15 protein-coding genes are annotated in these 17,589 nt (G+C 28.8%); 3 read left to right on the top strand and 12 right to left on the bottom strand.

Annotation, left to right across the window (positions count from 1 at the left end; translation table 11 throughout):
• Window positions 1-17 precede the first annotated feature (17 nt).
• The 10 genes from ACTG48_RS05485 to ACTG48_RS05440 form a co-directional block, all read right to left on the bottom strand.
• Window positions 18-854 carry an ABC transporter permease gene (locus ACTG48_RS05485; protein ID WP_021383784.1) on the bottom strand — a complete coding sequence of 279 codons (837 nt, stop codon included), beginning with the start codon at window positions 852-854 and terminating at the stop codon, window positions 18-20.
• A gap of 1 nt (window position 855) precedes the next feature.
• Entirely contained in the window at window positions 856-1,899 is a 1,044-nt protein-coding gene (gene potA / locus ACTG48_RS05480; RefSeq protein WP_021383779.1) for a spermidine/putrescine ABC transporter ATP-binding protein, read from the bottom strand.
• 18 nt (window positions 1,900-1,917) lie between these two features.
• Entirely contained in the window at window positions 1,918-2,457 is a 540-nt protein-coding gene (locus ACTG48_RS05475; protein WP_021383760.1) for a helix-turn-helix domain-containing protein, read from the bottom strand.
• Between the two features lie 432 nt (window positions 2,458-2,889).
• Window positions 2,890-3,579 (bottom strand): YczE/YyaS/YitT family protein, encoded by a 690-nt coding sequence (locus tag ACTG48_RS05470; protein WP_479918339.1) that lies wholly within the window; start codon window positions 3,577-3,579, stop codon window positions 2,890-2,892.
• 331 nt (window positions 3,580-3,910) lie between these two features.
• Entirely contained in the window at window positions 3,911-4,576 is a 666-nt protein-coding gene (locus ACTG48_RS05465; RefSeq protein WP_021383742.1) for an amino acid ABC transporter permease, read from the bottom strand.
• A gap of 9 nt (window positions 4,577-4,585) precedes the next feature.
• Window positions 4,586-5,386 (bottom strand): transporter substrate-binding domain-containing protein, encoded by an 801-nt coding sequence (locus ACTG48_RS05460; protein WP_479918338.1) that lies wholly within the window; start codon window positions 5,384-5,386, stop codon window positions 4,586-4,588.
• 418 nt (window positions 5,387-5,804) lie between these two features.
• Window positions 5,805-7,745 carry a CotH kinase family protein gene (locus tag ACTG48_RS05455; protein WP_479918337.1) on the bottom strand — a complete coding sequence of 647 codons (1,941 nt, stop codon included), beginning with the start codon at window positions 7,743-7,745 and terminating at the stop codon, window positions 5,805-5,807.
• A gap of 16 nt (window positions 7,746-7,761) precedes the next feature.
• On the bottom strand, window positions 7,762-8,436 hold the full coding sequence (locus ACTG48_RS05450) for a DUF4956 domain-containing protein (RefSeq protein WP_021383793.1): 675 nt from the start codon (window positions 8,434-8,436) through the stop codon (window positions 7,762-7,764).
• Between the two features lie 77 nt (window positions 8,437-8,513).
• On the bottom strand, window positions 8,514-9,203 hold the full coding sequence (locus ACTG48_RS05445) for a polyphosphate polymerase domain-containing protein (RefSeq protein WP_021383737.1): 690 nt from the start codon (window positions 9,201-9,203) through the stop codon (window positions 8,514-8,516).
• 398 nt (window positions 9,204-9,601) lie between these two features.
• Complete coding sequence (locus tag ACTG48_RS05440) at window positions 9,602-10,189, bottom strand: LysE family transporter (RefSeq protein WP_479918336.1); 588 nt, start codon at window positions 10,187-10,189, stop codon at window positions 9,602-9,604.
• 106 nt (window positions 10,190-10,295) lie between these two features.
• Here ACTG48_RS05440 and ACTG48_RS05435 point away from each other — a divergent pair, with 106 nt between their 5' ends.
• Window positions 10,296-11,183: a LysR family transcriptional regulator gene (locus ACTG48_RS05435; protein WP_021383775.1), complete on the top strand. Its 888-nt coding sequence runs from the start codon at window positions 10,296-10,298 to the stop codon at window positions 11,181-11,183.
• Between the two features lie 98 nt (window positions 11,184-11,281).
• Window positions 11,282-12,820, top strand: coding sequence for an amidase family protein (locus ACTG48_RS05430; protein ID WP_479918335.1), 1,539 nt, complete (start codon window positions 11,282-11,284; stop codon window positions 12,818-12,820).
• Between the two features lie 233 nt (window positions 12,821-13,053).
• Here the strand turns inward: ACTG48_RS05430 and ACTG48_RS05425 are convergent, their stop codons facing one another.
• Together ACTG48_RS05425 and ACTG48_RS05420 are read right to left on the bottom strand one after the other, a co-directional pair.
• Window positions 13,054-14,916, bottom strand: coding sequence for an ABC transporter ATP-binding protein (locus tag ACTG48_RS05425; RefSeq protein WP_479918334.1), 1,863 nt, complete (start codon window positions 14,914-14,916; stop codon window positions 13,054-13,056).
• A 35-nt stretch (window positions 14,917-14,951) separates the two neighbouring features.
• The gene (locus tag ACTG48_RS05420; protein ID WP_479918333.1) at window positions 14,952-16,679 is read right to left on the bottom strand and encodes an ABC transporter ATP-binding protein; all 1,728 of its coding nucleotides are present in this window, start codon (window positions 16,677-16,679) and stop codon (window positions 14,952-14,954) included.
• A gap of 72 nt (window positions 16,680-16,751) precedes the next feature.
• On the opposite strand from ACTG48_RS05420, the gene ACTG48_RS05415 reads away from it, so the two are divergent.
• Window positions 16,752-17,582, top strand: coding sequence for a MerR family transcriptional regulator (locus tag ACTG48_RS05415; protein ID WP_479918332.1), 831 nt, complete (start codon window positions 16,752-16,754; stop codon window positions 17,580-17,582).
• Window positions 17,583-17,589 lie beyond the last annotated feature (7 nt).

The following is a 17,589-nucleotide window of genomic DNA, read 5'->3' as shown; positions in this document are numbered from 1 at the left end:
AGTTATTTTCTTTAATTTTAAAATAGTAACCCACCGCCTTCTTTGTCAGACTCATCTCCAAATTTTGACATTATAGACATCGATATCAATATTACTATCATCATAAATATCGATATTGCTGAGCCAAAGTTCCAATCTCCAACAACTGTAAATTGTTGTTCAATCAAATCTCCAACTAGCATTATTTTACCTCCACCTAACAGTCTTGATATTGCAAAAGTAGTAACTGCTGGCATAAATACCATAGTTATTCCAGACATTACACCTGGTAAACTCAAAGGAAATATAATTTTTCTAAATACTGTCATATTATTTGCACCTAAGTCATGAGCAGCATTTATCAAATCATTATCCATCTTTGATAGTGCAGTGTATATTGGAAGAACCATGAATGGTAAAAAGTTATATACCATACCTAAAAGTATAGCAAAATTAGTATACAAAATTGCTAATGGCTGTATTCCAAACCAACCTAAAAATGTATTTAAAAGTCCATTTTTTCCTAATATAGCAACCCATGCATACGTTCTTAAAAGAAAATTCATCCACATAGGAAGAATAAATAATAATATTAATGAACCTCTTCTACTTACATGAGCTTTTGAAATTATATACGCCACTGGATAACCAACTACAAGGCATATCAATGTCGCTCCTCCTGCTAAAAGAATAGAACGAGCAAATACTTTAATATATATGGGGTCTATTACTTCTTTATAATTCTCAAGTGTAAATGCATAACCTCCACCTGATTCTTTTGTAAAACTGAAAAATACTACTAGTATTAAAGGAATTATTACAAATATCGCACTCCAAACTACATATGGATATGCTAAGAAAGATTTTCTCTTCATCTTAGTTATTCTCTTTTCTCATTATATGGATGTCTTCTGGATATATGTCCATACCTAGTTCTGTTCCAACCTCAGCATTTTTAGTATTATGAAGTATCCATAATCTGCCATTCTCATTTAATTCTATCTCGTAATGCACTCCTTTAAACACAGTAGATGTAACTTTCCCCTTTAACATTCCTTCTTCTGGCTTTACCATTTTTATATCTTCTGGTCTTATTACCACTTCTATATTTTCATTTTTTTCAAACCCTTTATCAACACATTCAAAATCCCTATTACAGAAATTTACTTTATAATCTTCTATCATAATTCCATCAAATATATTACTTTCACCTATAAACTTAGCTACAAATGAGTTTTTAGGTTCATTGTATATATCCTGTGGTGTTCCCATTTGTTGTATCTTACCCTTATACATTACGACAATAGTGTCTGACATAGTAAGAGCCTCTTCTTGGTCATGAGTTACAAACACAAATGTTATTCCTAATTTTTTTTGAATTCTTTTTAATTCTATTTGCATTTCTTGTCTTAACTTTAAATCAAGTGCTCCAAGTGGCTCATCTAGTAACAGTACTTTTGGTTCATTAACTAGAGCTCTTGCTATTGCAATTCTCTGTTGCTGTCCTCCACTTAGTGAGTCAACTTGTCGTCTTTCAAAGCCTTCTAGTGCAACAAGTTTTAAAACCTCTTTCACTTTAGCATCTATTACATCTTTTGGAGTCTTTTTAATTTTTAGTCCAAAAGCTACATTTTCATACACATCCATATGTGGAAATAAAGCATATTTTTGGAACACTGTATTTACTTGTCTTTCATATGGTGGCAAATTATTTATCTCTTTACCTTCAAATAAAACTTTACCATCATCAGCATACTCAAATCCTGCTATTATTTTTAATGTAGTAGTTTTTCCACATCCACTTGGTCCAAGTAAAGTTAAAAATTCATTTTTCTTTATATCTAAATTGAAATTATCTAAAACGGTAAGTTCTTCATAATGTTTAGATATATCTCTTAATTCTATTATATTTTCTACCAATTATTAAACACCTCTATTCTAAAATGATGGTGGCGTACTTACCCAAATCACTTTTGCTGTCGTTTTACCTTCGTTTGATATATAGTGATTTGCTCTTGGTCTAAAGTAAAAGCTTTCTCCTTTTTTTACCTTATTTTTCTTTTCGCCTATATGAACATATATCGAACCTGCTAATACATATCCAAATTCTTCGCCTTCATGTGGCTTTTCTTCTTTATATTGTCCTCCTGGATACAATGTTATTATTATTGGCTCCATTTCATTTTTTTGTGAGTTCGGAATTAGCCACTTCAGTTTATATTTTAAGTCTTCATCTTCCGTTTCAAACATATCCTCTTTTGTAAAACTAATTCTTTCGTCATCTATTTCATTAAAAAATTCCCTTAAATTCGTACCTAGTATTTCAAGTATATCTATAAGGGTAGCTATGGATGGTGATGTTAAGTTATTTTCTAATTGAGAAATAAATCCCTTTGACAATTCACATCTATTAGCTAACTCTTCCTGGGTCAGTTGTTTTTCTGTTCTTAATCTTTTTATCTTTTCACCTATATCCATGTTGCACCTCCTAGTTTCTGTTTTATTTTACTAAACATTTTGTTTACTAAACATTGAGTTTAAAATTTGTAAACAACATAGGTAATTATATATAAAATTTGGATATAATACAAGAGTTTTTTTGACATTTTTTTATTTTTTTATTTAGAATAGATGCAAGTATTTTAAAGGCTTTGGAAAATACACAATCTAAGGGTGTTTATATTAATATCTATAAAGTTTAGTATCCCTAATTATAAATTAATCAATTCATTAAATACATAATAAAACTTCTAAAACATAAAAAAATGTTAAACAAATAAAAAATTGCTAGAAATCTATATTTTATAGATTTCTAGCAATTTTCATAGTTTAATATTCTTTTAATATCCAACGTTATATATATAATTTTAAATTTACAATATTTAACCTTTTACTAAGTTTATTGTTAAGTTACTTAGCTATATTTTGAGCAGTAGTTTTTTTATCTCCACTCATATATATCTTAATAAATTTTATATCATCTACTATAAATCTATGTTTAATCTTGCTACAATCCAATTTAAATAAACTAAATATTATCTGTGTAAAATAACCTAATCCAAATGCACTTATTATAGTTCCTACACCAACTTTTCCTCCTAGGAAAAATCCTACTATTAATGCTCCAACTTCTATAGTTCCTCTTATTAAGTTAAGTGATTTTCCAGTTTTCTTTTGAAGTGCAACCATCAGACCATCTCTAGGTCCACTTCCTAAACCACTTCCCATATAAAATACCATTCCAATAGCCAAAAGAATTAATCCTAATATTAACATAATTATTCCTACAAATAAACTATCAGCCTCTGGAATTAATTTACTATACAAAAGTAAATCCATAAAGAATCCAATTAATAGCATGTTAAAAACAGTTCCCCATCCTACATTCTCACCAAGAACAACATCAGCTATAACTACTATAGAGCCTACAATTATAGAGGCAGTCCCTATAGTTATTCCTATATGATTTGAAAGACCTTGATGAAATACATCCCAAGGAGATAAACCAAGGTTACAATTTATCGTCAGTACTATACCAACTGAACATATAAATAAACCTGCTACTAGCTTTAAAAATTTCCATAATACTTTTTGTAACAAAATCTACCCCTCCTAAACATAATTTAACTACTCACTTTAAAAATCAAAAGCCAGCAGTTCTCTTTTAAAAAATCTTACTTTATTAATTTTATAATACACTTCTATGATACATCATTTTATGCTAAATAACTACCATTTTATTACAATTTAGTTACAATTTTTAATTATTTTTTTATTATGGATTATCTAGTTTTAGCATTTCTAAAATTGCTTTCTATATTTTAAAAGTCTTTATTACTTTATTGCCCATAAATAAAACAATAAAATAGAAACCACTTAAATATAATAGGAAATTTTATTTAAATGGTTTCTATTTTATTATGTAATACTATTAATATGCAGAATTTAGTTTTGCTTCTATTTTCTTTTGAACAAGTCCAAATACAAATAATATAAACCAATATACAAATCCTGCAACTAAGAATGCTTCTAGATATTTATATTTACTACCACCATTATAATTTGCTGCTGCCATTATTTCTATTACCCCTATAGTAAAAGCTAATGAGGAACCTTTAATTAAATCTACAAAGTGATTAGATAATGCAGGAATAGCTACTCTTATAGCCTGTGGCATGACTATCCTTCTAAATATTTGTACATTTGTAAGTCCAATGGAAGCTCCTGCTTCATATTGTCCCTTATCTACAGAAGAAATTGCTCCTCTTATAGTCTCTGACATATATGCAGACATATTTACTGATAAAGCAATTATCATTGCAGTAAATGGAGACATATCTACAAGAGCTGGAATAGCTCTTGGTAATCCAAAATACAATGCATACAACTGAACTAACAGTGGTGTACCTCTAAAAATTGAGGTATAAACTTTAACAATTTCATTTAATATTTTAACTTTGTTATAGCTTATTAACGCCATTATAGTTGCTATTATTAAAGATAGTACTAGTGATATTAAAGCCATTATTATTGTTTCTTTAGATGCTATAAATATTTCTGGCAAAATGTTAAACATGAATGATACATCTAAGCTCATAAAATTCACCTATCTCTCAATTGTTATATCTTCTCCAAACCATTTTTTAGAGATTTCAGTAAGAGTTCCATCTTTTCTCATAGCCGTTATTGCATCATCAACCTTAGCTTTTAAAGCCTTTGATTCTTCATCTTTTCTAAATGGATACGCATTTATTTCTTCATAAATAGGTTCTCCAACAGATATGAAATTTGAACCCGCTTTTTTATTTCTAGCAGCTGTTGCAGAAACAGAAATTATCCTTGCGTCAGATCTCCCAAGTTCAAGACCTTCATATGAATCAGCTCCATCATTGAATACTAGTTCCATTGAATTATCTTTATTTTTTTCCTCCATTATTGCTCTTTCAGATGAATTTGCTCCAACTTCAACTTTTTTTCCTTTTAAATCTTCAAGAGTTTTTATCTTGTCTTTATCTTCTGGTCTAATAGTTATCATTAGAGGATTATAAGCATATGGTACTGTAAAATCATATACTTCTTCTCTTTCTGGTGTTATACTTATTTGTTGAGCTGCTGTATCTGCTTTACCACTGTCCACCATTCCAAGTAAACCACCTGTATCTCCATTATTTACTTCATACTTAATTTCAGAATCTAATCTTTTTCCAATTTCATTCCATATATCAATTTCAAAACCTTGCATTTTCCCGTCCTCTCTAAAATTAAACGGATAATACTTTGCTCCTGTGGCTACTGTAATAGTCTTTTTTTCTTCTTTTTTAGCCTCTTCTTTTGTTGAACAACCTATTGTTAATCCACAAATAACTAACCCTAATGTTAATAAGCTTAATGCTCTTTTCCAATACATTAAAATCCCTCCATACTTGATGATATTTTTATTTACATGAATTTAAACTTTATTTATATACCATGATTTAGTTTTATAATTTTTCAACTTACATGTAACCTTTTACTTTAATATAAGTTAAATTTAAAACATTCATTTTTATGGATATTTCTACAAAATATAAGTTTATTTTCCATTTACCCCAAAACAATCGTATTATACTTTTCATACTTTGTCTAATTGTTTTTTTCTATGCACTTTTTTAATAGAATTAAATTTTACTATATCTTCTTAAAATTATAAATGTACGAAATTACAACGATTATTAATCTAACACCCATAAGAAAATACTTTTTATTAAAAACAAAGATATTAAAATAAAAAAAATACTGTTAAGTAGATATTTACTTAACAGTATCAATATTATTTGTATCTTAATCTATTTTGACTTTATAAATCTTCTTCGGTTTATCTTTGATACACCTACTAGCATAACTGACATGATTATCATTGAAGCTCCACCTAAAATTAATTTAGAGTATGTTGTTGTTTTATTCATAGAGCCGCCTCCTTTATTACCAAAACCTCCAGCTTCCTTTGGATTTCCTTGACTTCTATCTATATTCATATCTCCATTTTTACCATTCATATCACCCTTATCCATATTTCCCATTCCTGGTGGTGTTTTACCATCCATACCTTCAGGTGGCTCTGGCATACCACCCATGTTCTCATCAGATTTTTCTGTGTCTTTACTTTCACTTGAACTATTATCATCAGAAGTTTCCTTAGTTGAAGAAGATTCTCCACTTAATTGAGCATTTATAGTTTTACTCATATTTTCTGCAACTTCTAAAACTCCTGGTATTGACTTTCCACCTTTGCCCATAGGTCCTCCTGACTTTTCATTAGTATCGTTTCCATCTTTATTGGTATTTGTATTATTCTCATTTTCACTATTATCTTTAGTATTATTTTGAGTATCATTATCCGTATTAGTTTTGACTTCGCTTAATGTTAATTCAGCATTAACTTCTTTTTCATTACTTTTGTTTTCAAAACTCTTATTTTCATTGTTAGAGTTATTATTGTTAGAATCATTGTTATTGGATTCATTGTTGTTAGAATCTTTATTATTAGAATCATTATTATTAAACTCTTTATCACCAAATCCCTTATTATCACTAGAATCTTCAATTGAAGATGTTATATTTTTCTCAAATTCTTCATAAGTATAAAATGCTGTTGGGTCTTCTTTTACATATGATGCTATCAAGTCATGTAGTTTTGTTGTCATATTTTCTAGATAATCTGAATCCAAATACTTGGTTACTATTTCTTCTAGATATTCATGATACTTAGTTTTATATGTATCATTTTTTAATAATGCAGATATTAAAGGTCTATCTTCCAAATTACCCGTTGTAGGTTCATCAATAGCTATAGATTGACTACCTCCACCAAAACCACTAAATCCACCAAATGACATATTAAAATCCCATGGCAACATAGAAAACACTCCATCTTGTTCATATAAATAGTAATTATGAGCAAAACTACCTTGATAACTATCTAGATTTAATAAAGCTGTACTTATTGCTATATTTTTGAGGACAGAATCTACATCAAGATATTTTTCAATATCTTCACCTGTATCTAAAGATTTTAGTAGTTTTGTAACTTTAGACCAATCAGCTGTTTTTTTATCACTTTCAACGATTAGATTTGAGTAACTATCTGGGTCATCACCCTCATATTGTAATGAGGCTCCTTCATCTGATTTGTATAAGTCTCCAGTTACATCTCCAAAATTATTTTCAAGATACGATTCTTTTAATCCTTCTACTGCCAAATATAATCCATGATATTCACCATTTATAGAAACTTTAGCATATGCAAATTCTGGAGTAGCTAAGCCCATATCCTCACAGACACTATATGTTAAAAATTCTCTCATATAAGATGGGTCAGAATAACAGTTATTAAGGTTTAATTGAGTAAGACCTTCCATACTTTGACTAGTATTATATTTATCGAAATTAATCTTATAGCTATATCTATCGCTATCACTATTTGCTACTGATGTAAGACTTGAATTTCCTTTAGTTCTTATACCAACGTTTCCATATGTGTCTCCATTTACAGTTACTTTTGCAACTTTAAATTCTTCTTTTATAGCATTTTCATTCATGTCTTCCAAGTCACTTTCATCTATTTCTATATTAACTTCCATAACCTTGTCTCTGTCAAAATATTTTTCAATATATACATTGCTATATAAATCAACACCTTTATTACCATATGTACTGTAAACTCCAACTACTGCACATAAAAATATAATCATAATTGAGATAAGAAGGGTAAATTTTTTATCTTTCATAAAAGATTACTCCTCTCTATGCTACATAGTCACCATTATAACTTACAAGAACTGCATTAGTAACTCCATCTACTTGGCTTAAGTCATTTATAAGACTTGTTTCTCCATCCTTCATTCTTACTTCAAATACCAATTCTATACCTTTTTCTGGTGTAACACTTTTTGATTTTATTTGATACTTAGAAAATACTTTTTTAATTTTGTCAGTTGCAATATCCTCTGAATTTTCATTATTACAATTTACCATCAATATATATGGTGTTTCAGATATTGTTTTGTTTGAAAAGAATATTAGAATCAATCCCATGATTATTGAACCCATAACAGCCAATGGAATCAAACCTGCTCCTAAAACTATACCTGAACCTAATGACCAAAATAGAAATACCAAATCCATTGGGTCTTTGATTGCTGTTCTAAATCTTACTATAGATAAAGCACCAACCATACCTAGAGATAAAACTACATTTGATGTAACTGCCAATATTACGAAAGTTGTAAGCATTGTAAGTGCTACAAGTGACACATTAAATGGTCGAGAATACATAATCCCCATATATGTCTTTTTGTAAATCATATATATGAACAAACCTACTAAAAATGCTGAACCTAGAGCTAAAGCACTATCTATAAATGAAAAACCTGATACATTTTCTATAAAACTTGATTTAAAAATATCGTTAAATGTCATAACTAAAATCATCCTTCCTGTTTCTTAATTTTTTTATTTTATTTAAACACTCTTTACATAAAACTTAGATTCCATTCCTATATATACAGTCTACTTGATGCATACTTTGAAACTGCTGTAGAAGTGGTTTTATTAATCTGAACCAAATCTTTTATAAAATCTGGTATAAACTCATCATATTTAACTTCTAATACAGTCATATTTTCATCAATAACTGATACTGTTGGCAGTTCTTTATTGAACAAATCTATTGAATTTACAGAAGTTTTAATGTCACTATCGATTGTGACTCTTACATTTCCAAGCGGATAAACAAAAGCTTCTCTATCATAATCAACTATACTTTTTGCCTCCAATCTTTCACATTTTATTTTTAAGTAAAACTCTCTTAATAAGCAGTTTGTCGATTCTTTTAAAAACTCAATGTCATTTTTTAATATCTTCTCTACTTCTTTTTTAGTTAAACTAGCTGATAGCTTTGATGTCATATTATAATGTTTTATTTTCTTCTCCAACTTTATATAAGAAGGGTTATTGTTATAAAATCTTATTCTAAACTTTTCTCTCATTGCAACTCCATTTAACTTATCTAAAAGCGCTTTATCTTCAGGTGTATCAAAATACAAACTTCTGATAAGATACTTTCCATCTTTTGATGCGTTTCTATCTTTCTTCATTATTGGATAAAGTCTTGATTTTAAAGCTAGGACATCAGCTTCAGTTATTTTGTGTTTCATCTCAAATCTATAGTTTAACTTCTTATCCATTATTATCACCTCTCAATTCATTTAACTATGTTTGATTTATTTTATATTTAGAGTATACTTCACTTTACTTTGTTAAATCTCCGTAAAATAAGTGCATCTTTATGGCATATATGTGGCAAATAAGATTAGATAAAAAAATAAATGTGAATTTATTTATCTAATTTTTAATAATATCTTATATCTTCATCTGTAAATTAAATTTTATATAGTATTAGATTCTGTATAACTAACAAATAGTAGTTTTAGGAAGCAAAAAAAGAAGATGTTACTTATAGATAAATTAAATCTTTCAAATAAAAAATAAAATTTCTTATTCAAAATTATATAACCTATAGTTTCATCTTCTAAATTTATAATACTAAATAATTAAATTTATATATTTCTACCTATATGCTCAGTTATGTTAAAATTAGTTTTACTGCACTCCAAATAAGTACTAGTGCCATAATGATATTAATTACTTTGTAATGTTTGTTTATATATTTTTGTAAAATACCTCCTGCTAGAGCCCATGTCAAAGTCCCAGATATGCCCACAATACTATTACAAACTGCTGCTGATAATAAATATTCAACTGACTGTGACACAGGTATTACATACCCTGTATATACAGTAATAGCAAATATTATAATTTTTACATTAACAAACTGCAAAATAAATCCAGTCCAAAAGGATTCTTTCTTCACATCACTATCCTTGTTTGGTTTGCTCTTAGCTACTTGTATTGCTAACCAAATAATATAAAGTGCTCCTATGTACTTCATAATACCAGTAATCATTGGTATAAACTTTGATAATTCAAGGCATCCAAGAGCACATATGAACATAATACACATAAATCCCATGCCAATTCCTATAACTACTGACTTCCCTTTTTTCCATCCATTAGTACTAATCGTATTTAACGCAAGGATATTATTAGGTCCTGGTGTAAAACCTGTAACAAATGCGTATGGTAAAAAAGATAATAAAACTTCACTCAACACTTGCAATCACTCTCCTTTTATATTATAATACTATAAATTAAACCATAAAAAAAATCGAAATATTTAAATTTATACTTCAATTATATTGAATGAAATGAGGTTAAATATGTATCTTAAATACCTACAAACTTTTAAAACTATAATAGAAGAAGGCAGTTTTTCTAAAGCAGCAAATAAGCTCAATTACACACAATCAACAATAACATTTCAAGTACAACAGCTAGAACAAGAACTATCTACACATTTATTTGAAAAAATAGGAAGAAAAATGGTTCTAACTAAAGCTGGTAAAAATCTAATACCTTATGTGGATGATGTTCTATGTTCTGTTGATAAAATGAAGAATTTTGGTACTGACTTATCTGAGTTACGTGGTGATTTGCATATAGCAATGGGAGAAACTCTTATTTGTTATAAAATGCCTTCTATCTTAAAACAATTTCATGAAATGGCACCAAATGCACGACTATTTCTTCGCTCAATGAATTGCTATGATATTAGAAATTCTTTGCTTGCAGGAAGTATTGATTTAGGAATATTTTATAAAGATATTGGAGGCTTAGGAAATTCTATTTCTACCTATACTGTTGGAGAATCACCTTTAACACTAGTTGCATCACCAAAAGTAAAAAAACAATTCCCTGATTTTATTACTCCAAACCAAGAATTAAATATTCCTTTCATAATAGATGAACCAGCATGCATTTTTAGACAGATGTTTGAATCATATTTAAATGAAAAGAATATTATTCTAGACCATACGATTGAACTTTGGAGTATACCTACTATTAAAAATTTAGTCAAAAATGATATGGGAATATCATATCTCCCTACGTTTGCAGTAGAAGATGATTTGAAAACAGGAGAACTATGTGCAATAGATACAGAGTTAGATGATAAGAGTATTGTTTCAGTATGTGGTCATCATAAAAATAAGTGGATTAGTCCACTTATGCAATTATTTATTGATTTAGTTGTTGCAAATGAAAAATAGAGCTTGTGAATTCTATTTATATATATTGGTATTTAAATTGATAAATAGTAACTTATATTAATAAACAATTAAAGTAGATACAGTTTAGGAGGTAGAACATGAAAAAAAAGATTATTATTGGAATAACCATATTTATTTCAAGTCTTTTAATTTGTGCATATGTATACATTAAAAACGTTATTCCACCTGGAGAAGAATGGATTTCTTATCAAAATGATAAGATAATTAAATCTATCAATCAGCAATTGAGTAAATTAGATATAGATAGTATAATGGCAAATAAAGAAAAATATGTAGTTGAAAAAAATATTGATGAAATCCAAAAATCAGTAGAAAATGGACTAATAACTTATGAGGAAATTACAGCAATATATCTTTATAGAATTAAAATGATAGACCAAATTAAACATGGATATAATTCCGTGGTAGAAGTAAATCCAGGTGCAATTGCTGATGCCAGAACTATGGATTCAGAGAGATTAAAATTGTCTTCACAAGATAAAATAATACCTTCTCCACTTTTTGGTATTCCTGTCATGTTAAAGGATAATATTAATACCTCTAATATGCCGACAAGTTCAGGTACTGTTGCCTTTGCAGATTTTATTCCTAATGAAGATGCTAATTTAGTAAAGGATTTGAAAAAACAAGGTGCTATTATATTGGGAAAAAATAATCTGTCTGAATTCGCAAATTATATTTCAGGAATAATGCCTAGCGGATATAGTGGTAAAAAAGGTCAGACAGTTAATCCTTTTGGCCCTTTAAAGATATCTCCATCTGGTTCTAGTAGTGGTAGCGCTGTCTCTGTTACCGCAAATATAGTTCCAATCTCCATAGGAACAGAAACAGATGGTTCCATTGTTGCTCCAGCCTCAGCAAATTCAGTGGTGGGATTTAAACCATCTAGAGACAAAATATCTAGTGATGGAATTATGCCACTAGTCAAAAAAATTGACACAGCTGGTCCAATAGGAAAAACAGTACAAGATGTAGCGATTGCTTATAATGCAATTTCAAATGAAAATATATCATTGGACTTTGATATTAACTCACTGAAGGGTATGAAGATTGGGTTATTAAGCTATGAGTATAATGATGAAAAAATGCTAAAAAATCTAAATCAAGAATTAGAAAAAATGAATGTCACTGTTGTGCCTATTAGTCTCAACGAAGAAGGAATTGGCATAATAAATACTATCAATTTATCCTTTAAAAAAGACTTTGAAGACTTTGCTGATAAGTATAATATGCCGATAACAAAATTAAATGCCTTAATTGAATTTAATAACGCTGACTCCAAAAGAAGAATTAAATATGGCCAAGACTTATTGGAAGAAGCTAATCAAGTAGAAAAAAGTAATATGAATAAAATAGATGATTCAATCCAGAAAGCGAAATCAGTCCTTAATAAAACTTTTAAAGAAAAAAACTTGGACGTTATTGTTTTTTTAGATAGCTCTGGTTCTACAATGGCATCAGCATCAGGATATCCTGAATTAAATGTACCATTTGGATTGGACGAAAAGGGAGCTCCTATTGGAGTTACGTTTATGACACTGTATGGTGAAGATAAAAAAGTCTTAGATATTGGATATAGCTTTGAAAAAAATATTAGAGGAAGATTAACTCCATAAAAGAGTCTTTAATATAATTAATACATTATAAATGTGAATGTAAATATTAGATTTAAATAAAACTGACTAAGCAATATTTTTTAATTAAGATTCAACATATATACTTAGAATCAAAATAGAGATAATAAAATTACTTTTAATTATTGGAGTAATTTTTATTATCTCTATTTTTCTTGTAATACAATTCTTAATATCCTAATTATATATAAAATCTTATATTATAATATTATTAATTATACAACTTCTTCATCATATTCACTTGAAAATTGACTATTATAAAGTTCTTCATAAAATCCTTTATTTTCAATAAGTTCCTTATGATTTCCTTGTTCGATAATATTACCTTCTTTCATTACTAATATTAAATCTGCATCACGAATAGTTGATAATCTATGTGCAATAACAAAGCTAGTTCTTCCCTTCATCAAGTTGTTCATTGCCTTTTGAATCTCAACCTCTGTTCTGGTATCAACACTAGAGGTTGCTTCATCAAGAATTAACACTGACGGGTCTGAAAGTATTGCCCTGGCAATTGTTAAAAGTTGTTTTTGACCTTGAGACAGATTAGAAGCATCTTCAGTCAATACAGTATCATACCCTTGAGGTAAAGTCCTTATAAAGTGGTCTACTCTTGCTGATTTTGCTGCCTTTACAATCTCATCCATTGTAGCATCTGACTTACTATAAGCAATATTTTCTTTTATACTACCATTAAACAGCCATGTATCTTGAAGAACCATTCCAAACATAGTTCTAAGCTCTCCACGCTTTAAGTCTTTTATATTAACTCCATCAATAGTAATTCTTCCACCTTGTATCTCATAAAACCTCATAAGTAAATTTACAAGAGTTGTCTTCCCAGCTCCTGTAGGTCCAACAATTGCAATTTTATCTCCTGCATTCAATTTAATATTAATGTCTTTCATAAGAATAGAATCATCACTATATCCAAATTTAACATGCTCAAATTCTACCTTTCCTTTAGGCATGTTGATAACTTTTGAATCTTCTTTGTCCTTCATTTCTTCCACTTCATCCATAACTGCAAAAACTCTCTCTGCAGATGCAATTGCTGCTTGAAGCATATTTACAATATAAGATATCTCTGTAGTAGGCTCTGATGCTTGATTTACATATTGGATAAATGCCTGTATACTACCAAGAGTCATTGCTCCAGTTGATGCAAATACACCACCCACAACTGCTATAATAACATACCCAATTTGATTTATAAATCTAATAATTGGAGATATAGCATATGATGAGAATTGAGCTTTTCTACTAGCATTATAAAGATTTTGATTTAATTCTTTAAAGTTTTTTATAGTATCTTTTTCTTTGCTAAATGCCTTAACTACTATTTGACCAGTAAACATCTCTTCTATATTGCTATTTAATTCTCCTAATGCTTTTTGATTTTCTGAAAATCTAGTTTGTGATTTTCTTGCAATTATGACAGTAATACCTAAAGAAACAAGCAATGTTACAGCTGATACTATTGTAAGTGGTATACTTATGCTTATCATCATTACAATAGAACCAATCACTGTGACCACTGCTGTAATAAGTTGCATTAATCCTTCTTGTAAACTATCTGCTACCTTCTCTAAATCATTTGTAACTATACTAAGTGTTTCCCCTTTTTTGTGAGAATCATAGTATTTAAGCGGAAGTTTATTTAATTTATCACTTAAATCTTTTCTCATGTTAAGAACTAAACTTTGTGCAACACCTGACATAATATATTGTTGTATATATATAAATACTGCACTAATTAAATACAACCCTAGAAGTATTGATATTATACCTCCCATAGTACTAAAATTCACACTGAACTTTGTACCTGTTTGAACTGCAGTTTTAATCCCATTAAATAATTGGTCAATAGCTTTTCCCATAACCATTGGTGCTAAAACTGTAAGAGCTGAACTTATTAATACTGAAATAAAAATCATTAATAACTTAAATTTTTGTTTTTTCATATATTTCAATAATCTTTTAGTTGTCTTTTTTGCATTTCTAGCTTTTTCTGCTGACATACCATCTTCAAAGCTAAGTACTTCTACATCTTGTTTTTCTGTTATTTTTTCACTCATATTACACCTCCAAATACACAGATTGATTCTTCACTCTATGCAAGTTCTTCTTTACTAAGCTGTGAATCTGCGATTTGCTTATAAACTTCACAATTTTCAAGTAACTCTTTATGTTTTCCTATACCTACAATTTCTCCATCATTCAAAACTATAATCTGATTAGCATCCATAATTGTACTTATACGCTGTGCTATAATTATAGCTGATGAATCTTTAATTTCATTCTTTAATGCTTTTCTAAGCCTTTTATCTGTCTTGAAATCTAATGCAGAAAAACTATCATCAAAAACATATACTTCTGGTTTTCTAACTAATGCCCTTGCAATAGATATTCTCTGTTTCTGACCACCAGATAAGTTATTTCCACCTTGTGCTACAAATGAATCATACTTATCTTCCATATCAGAAATAAACTCATCAGCTTGGGCTATACTTGCAGCATGCTTTACTTCTTCAATACTTGCATCTTCTTTTCCATATCTTATATTTTCTTCTATTGTCCCACTAAATAAAAAGGCTTTTTGTGGTACAAATCCAATCTTATCTCTAAGCTCTTTTTGAGGCATGTTCTTAATATCTTGACCATTTATAGATATTTCTCCAGATTGAATTTCAAAAAAACGTGGTATTATATTTGCAATAGTAGATTTACCAGAACCAGTGCTTCCTATAATTGCAGTTACTTCTCCAGATTTTGCTTCAAATGTTATATTATTTAAAACGGGTTCCTCCGACTGGGAATATGAAAAAGTTACGTTTTTAAATACTAAATGACCTCTTTCTGAAGTAATATCCTTATATCCATTTCCATCTACAATTTCAGGTTCTATATCTAAGATTTGATTTACTCTATCTGCACAAGCTCCTGCTCTAGGTATGTACATAAATACCATTACTCCCATAATTAAATAAAATAATATTAGGATACAATATTCAACTAGTGCCATTATATGACCTATCTCCATATTTCCATTGCTTACTCTCATACCACCAAACCAAATTATACTCACTATACCTAAGTTCATTATTAACATTACAACAGGCATAAGTACTGCAAATATTTTATTTATTGAAATTGCCGTTTCAGAATAATCTATTGCAGTTCTATCAAATCTCTTTTTTTCAAAACGACTCCTATCAAAAGCTCTTATAACTCTTACTCCAGTTACTACTTCACGTAATACTCTATTCATATTATCCATCTTTATTTGCATCATTTTAAACAATCGGATAACTTTTTTACCAACCAAAAATGCAGATAACATGAATAGAAACATTACTGTAACAATAATAATTGTCATTACTTTATCTATAGAATATGCTAAGAATAAACCAGAAACCGTTATAATTGGTGCTGGTAATACCAATTGAATAAACATAAACAAAGATTGACCTATTAAAGTAATATCACTAGTACTCCTAGTAATCATTGAAGCTGTACCTATCTTATTAAAATCATTTATTGATAAATCTTGTGATTTTATAAATACTGCTTCTCTAATATCTCTACAAAATCCAGATGAGAGATTTGATGATACTTTGCAAACTAAAACAGCTGATAAAGCTGTTATACCTGTTGCTATCAACATAATTAGACCTGTCTTTACAATATAATCTACGTCCCCCTTTACTACACCATTATTTACTATATTTGCTGTAAGTGTTGGTATATATAAAGTTCCAAGAGTTTGTAAAAATGTAAACATCAGCACTGTAACAATTAAAACTCTATATGGTTTTAAAAAACGAATTAATTTTTTCATACAATCACACTCCTTTATAGAATATTATGATAAACTATACTGTAACAGGATAGTCAAGGAGGAATTTTAATTATGAGTCAAATTTCGAAAAATTATTTCACAACTGGAGAATTTGCAAAGATTTGTGGAGTCAATAAAAAGACGCTTTTTCATTATGATGATATAGGTCTTTTCTCTCCAGAGTTAAAGAAGGAAAACGGATATAGATACTACTCATACCATCAACTCAGTATTTTTGGTATAATTTCTTCACTTAAGGAAATTAAAATGCCTTTAAAAGAAATTAAAACTTATATAGATAAACGAACTCCTAATTTACTAGTTGAACTTTTAGAAAAGAAAACTATTGATATTAATAATGAAATTGAAAAACTGAATAATATTAAGGCTTTAATGGAGTCTACTATTTCATTTACTAAAAAGGCCTGTAATATAGATGCAAATACGATTATTTTAGAAGAACATGAGGAAGAATACTTAGTCAAAACGCCTCTTACTTCTAAAGAACCCTTTCTTGGAGACGATGATGAAAACTTTTTATATGAATGTATTAACTTTATGGATAACTATGATTTAGGTGATGATGGTATGATTGGTTCAATCATTAAAGGCGAAGATATAATGAATAGAGATTTTGAGTCATATTCATATTTATTTACAAAAGTTAATAAAGACTATAAGAAATATCCTACATCAATCAAACCAAAAGGGCTTTATGTAACTGCTTACCATAAAGGAGGTTATGAAACTATTAATAAAACTTATGAAAAACTCTTAGAATTTTTTAATCAGAATAATTTATATATGGGAGATTTTGTTTATGAAGAGTATCTCCTATATGACATAAGTGTACGAGATTCTAATGAATATCTAACTCAAATCTCAGCAGAAGTTAAAATGTAAAGGGAGA

The organism is Clostridioides sp. LIBA-6822, from assembly GCF_056688955.1.
Note: the sequence above shows the minus strand (reverse complement) of the source record. Positions and strands in the feature narration are given on the sequence as shown.

Coding starts and splice junctions, on each gene's coding strand:
- ACTG48_RS05475 (WP_021383760.1), bottom strand. CDS start 2,457: ATGGATATAGGTGAAAAGATAAAAAGATTAAGAACAGAAAAACAACTG.
- ACTG48_RS05445 (WP_021383737.1), bottom strand. CDS start 9,203: ATGGATAAGAAGTTAAACTATAGATTTGAGATGAAACACAAAATAACT.
- ACTG48_RS05450 (WP_021383793.1), bottom strand. CDS start 8,436: ATGACATTTAACGATATTTTTAAATCAAGTTTTATAGAAAATGTATCA.
- ACTG48_RS05420 (WP_479918333.1), bottom strand. CDS start 16,679: ATGAAAAAATTAATTCGTTTTTTAAAACCATATAGAGTTTTAATTGTT.
- ACTG48_RS05425 (WP_479918334.1), bottom strand. CDS start 14,916: ATGAGTGAAAAAATAACAGAAAAACAAGATGTAGAAGTACTTAGCTTT.
- ACTG48_RS05465 (WP_021383742.1), bottom strand. CDS start 4,576: ATGAGCTTAGATGTATCATTCATGTTTAACATTTTGCCAGAAATATTT.
- ACTG48_RS05485 (WP_021383784.1), bottom strand. CDS start 854: ATGAAGAGAAAATCTTTCTTAGCATATCCATATGTAGTTTGGAGTGCG.
- ACTG48_RS05455 (WP_479918337.1), bottom strand. CDS start 7,745: ATGAAAGATAAAAAATTTACCCTTCTTATCTCAATTATGATTATATTT.
- ACTG48_RS05415 (WP_479918332.1), top strand. CDS start 16,752: ATGAGTCAAATTTCGAAAAATTATTTCACAACTGGAGAATTTGCAAAG.
- ACTG48_RS05460 (WP_479918338.1), bottom strand. CDS start 5,386: ATGTATTGGAAAAGAGCATTAAGCTTATTAACATTAGGGTTAGTTATT.
- ACTG48_RS05435 (WP_021383775.1), top strand. CDS start 10,296: ATGTATCTTAAATACCTACAAACTTTTAAAACTATAATAGAAGAAGGC.
- ACTG48_RS05430 (WP_479918335.1), top strand. CDS start 11,282: ATGAAAAAAAAGATTATTATTGGAATAACCATATTTATTTCAAGTCTT.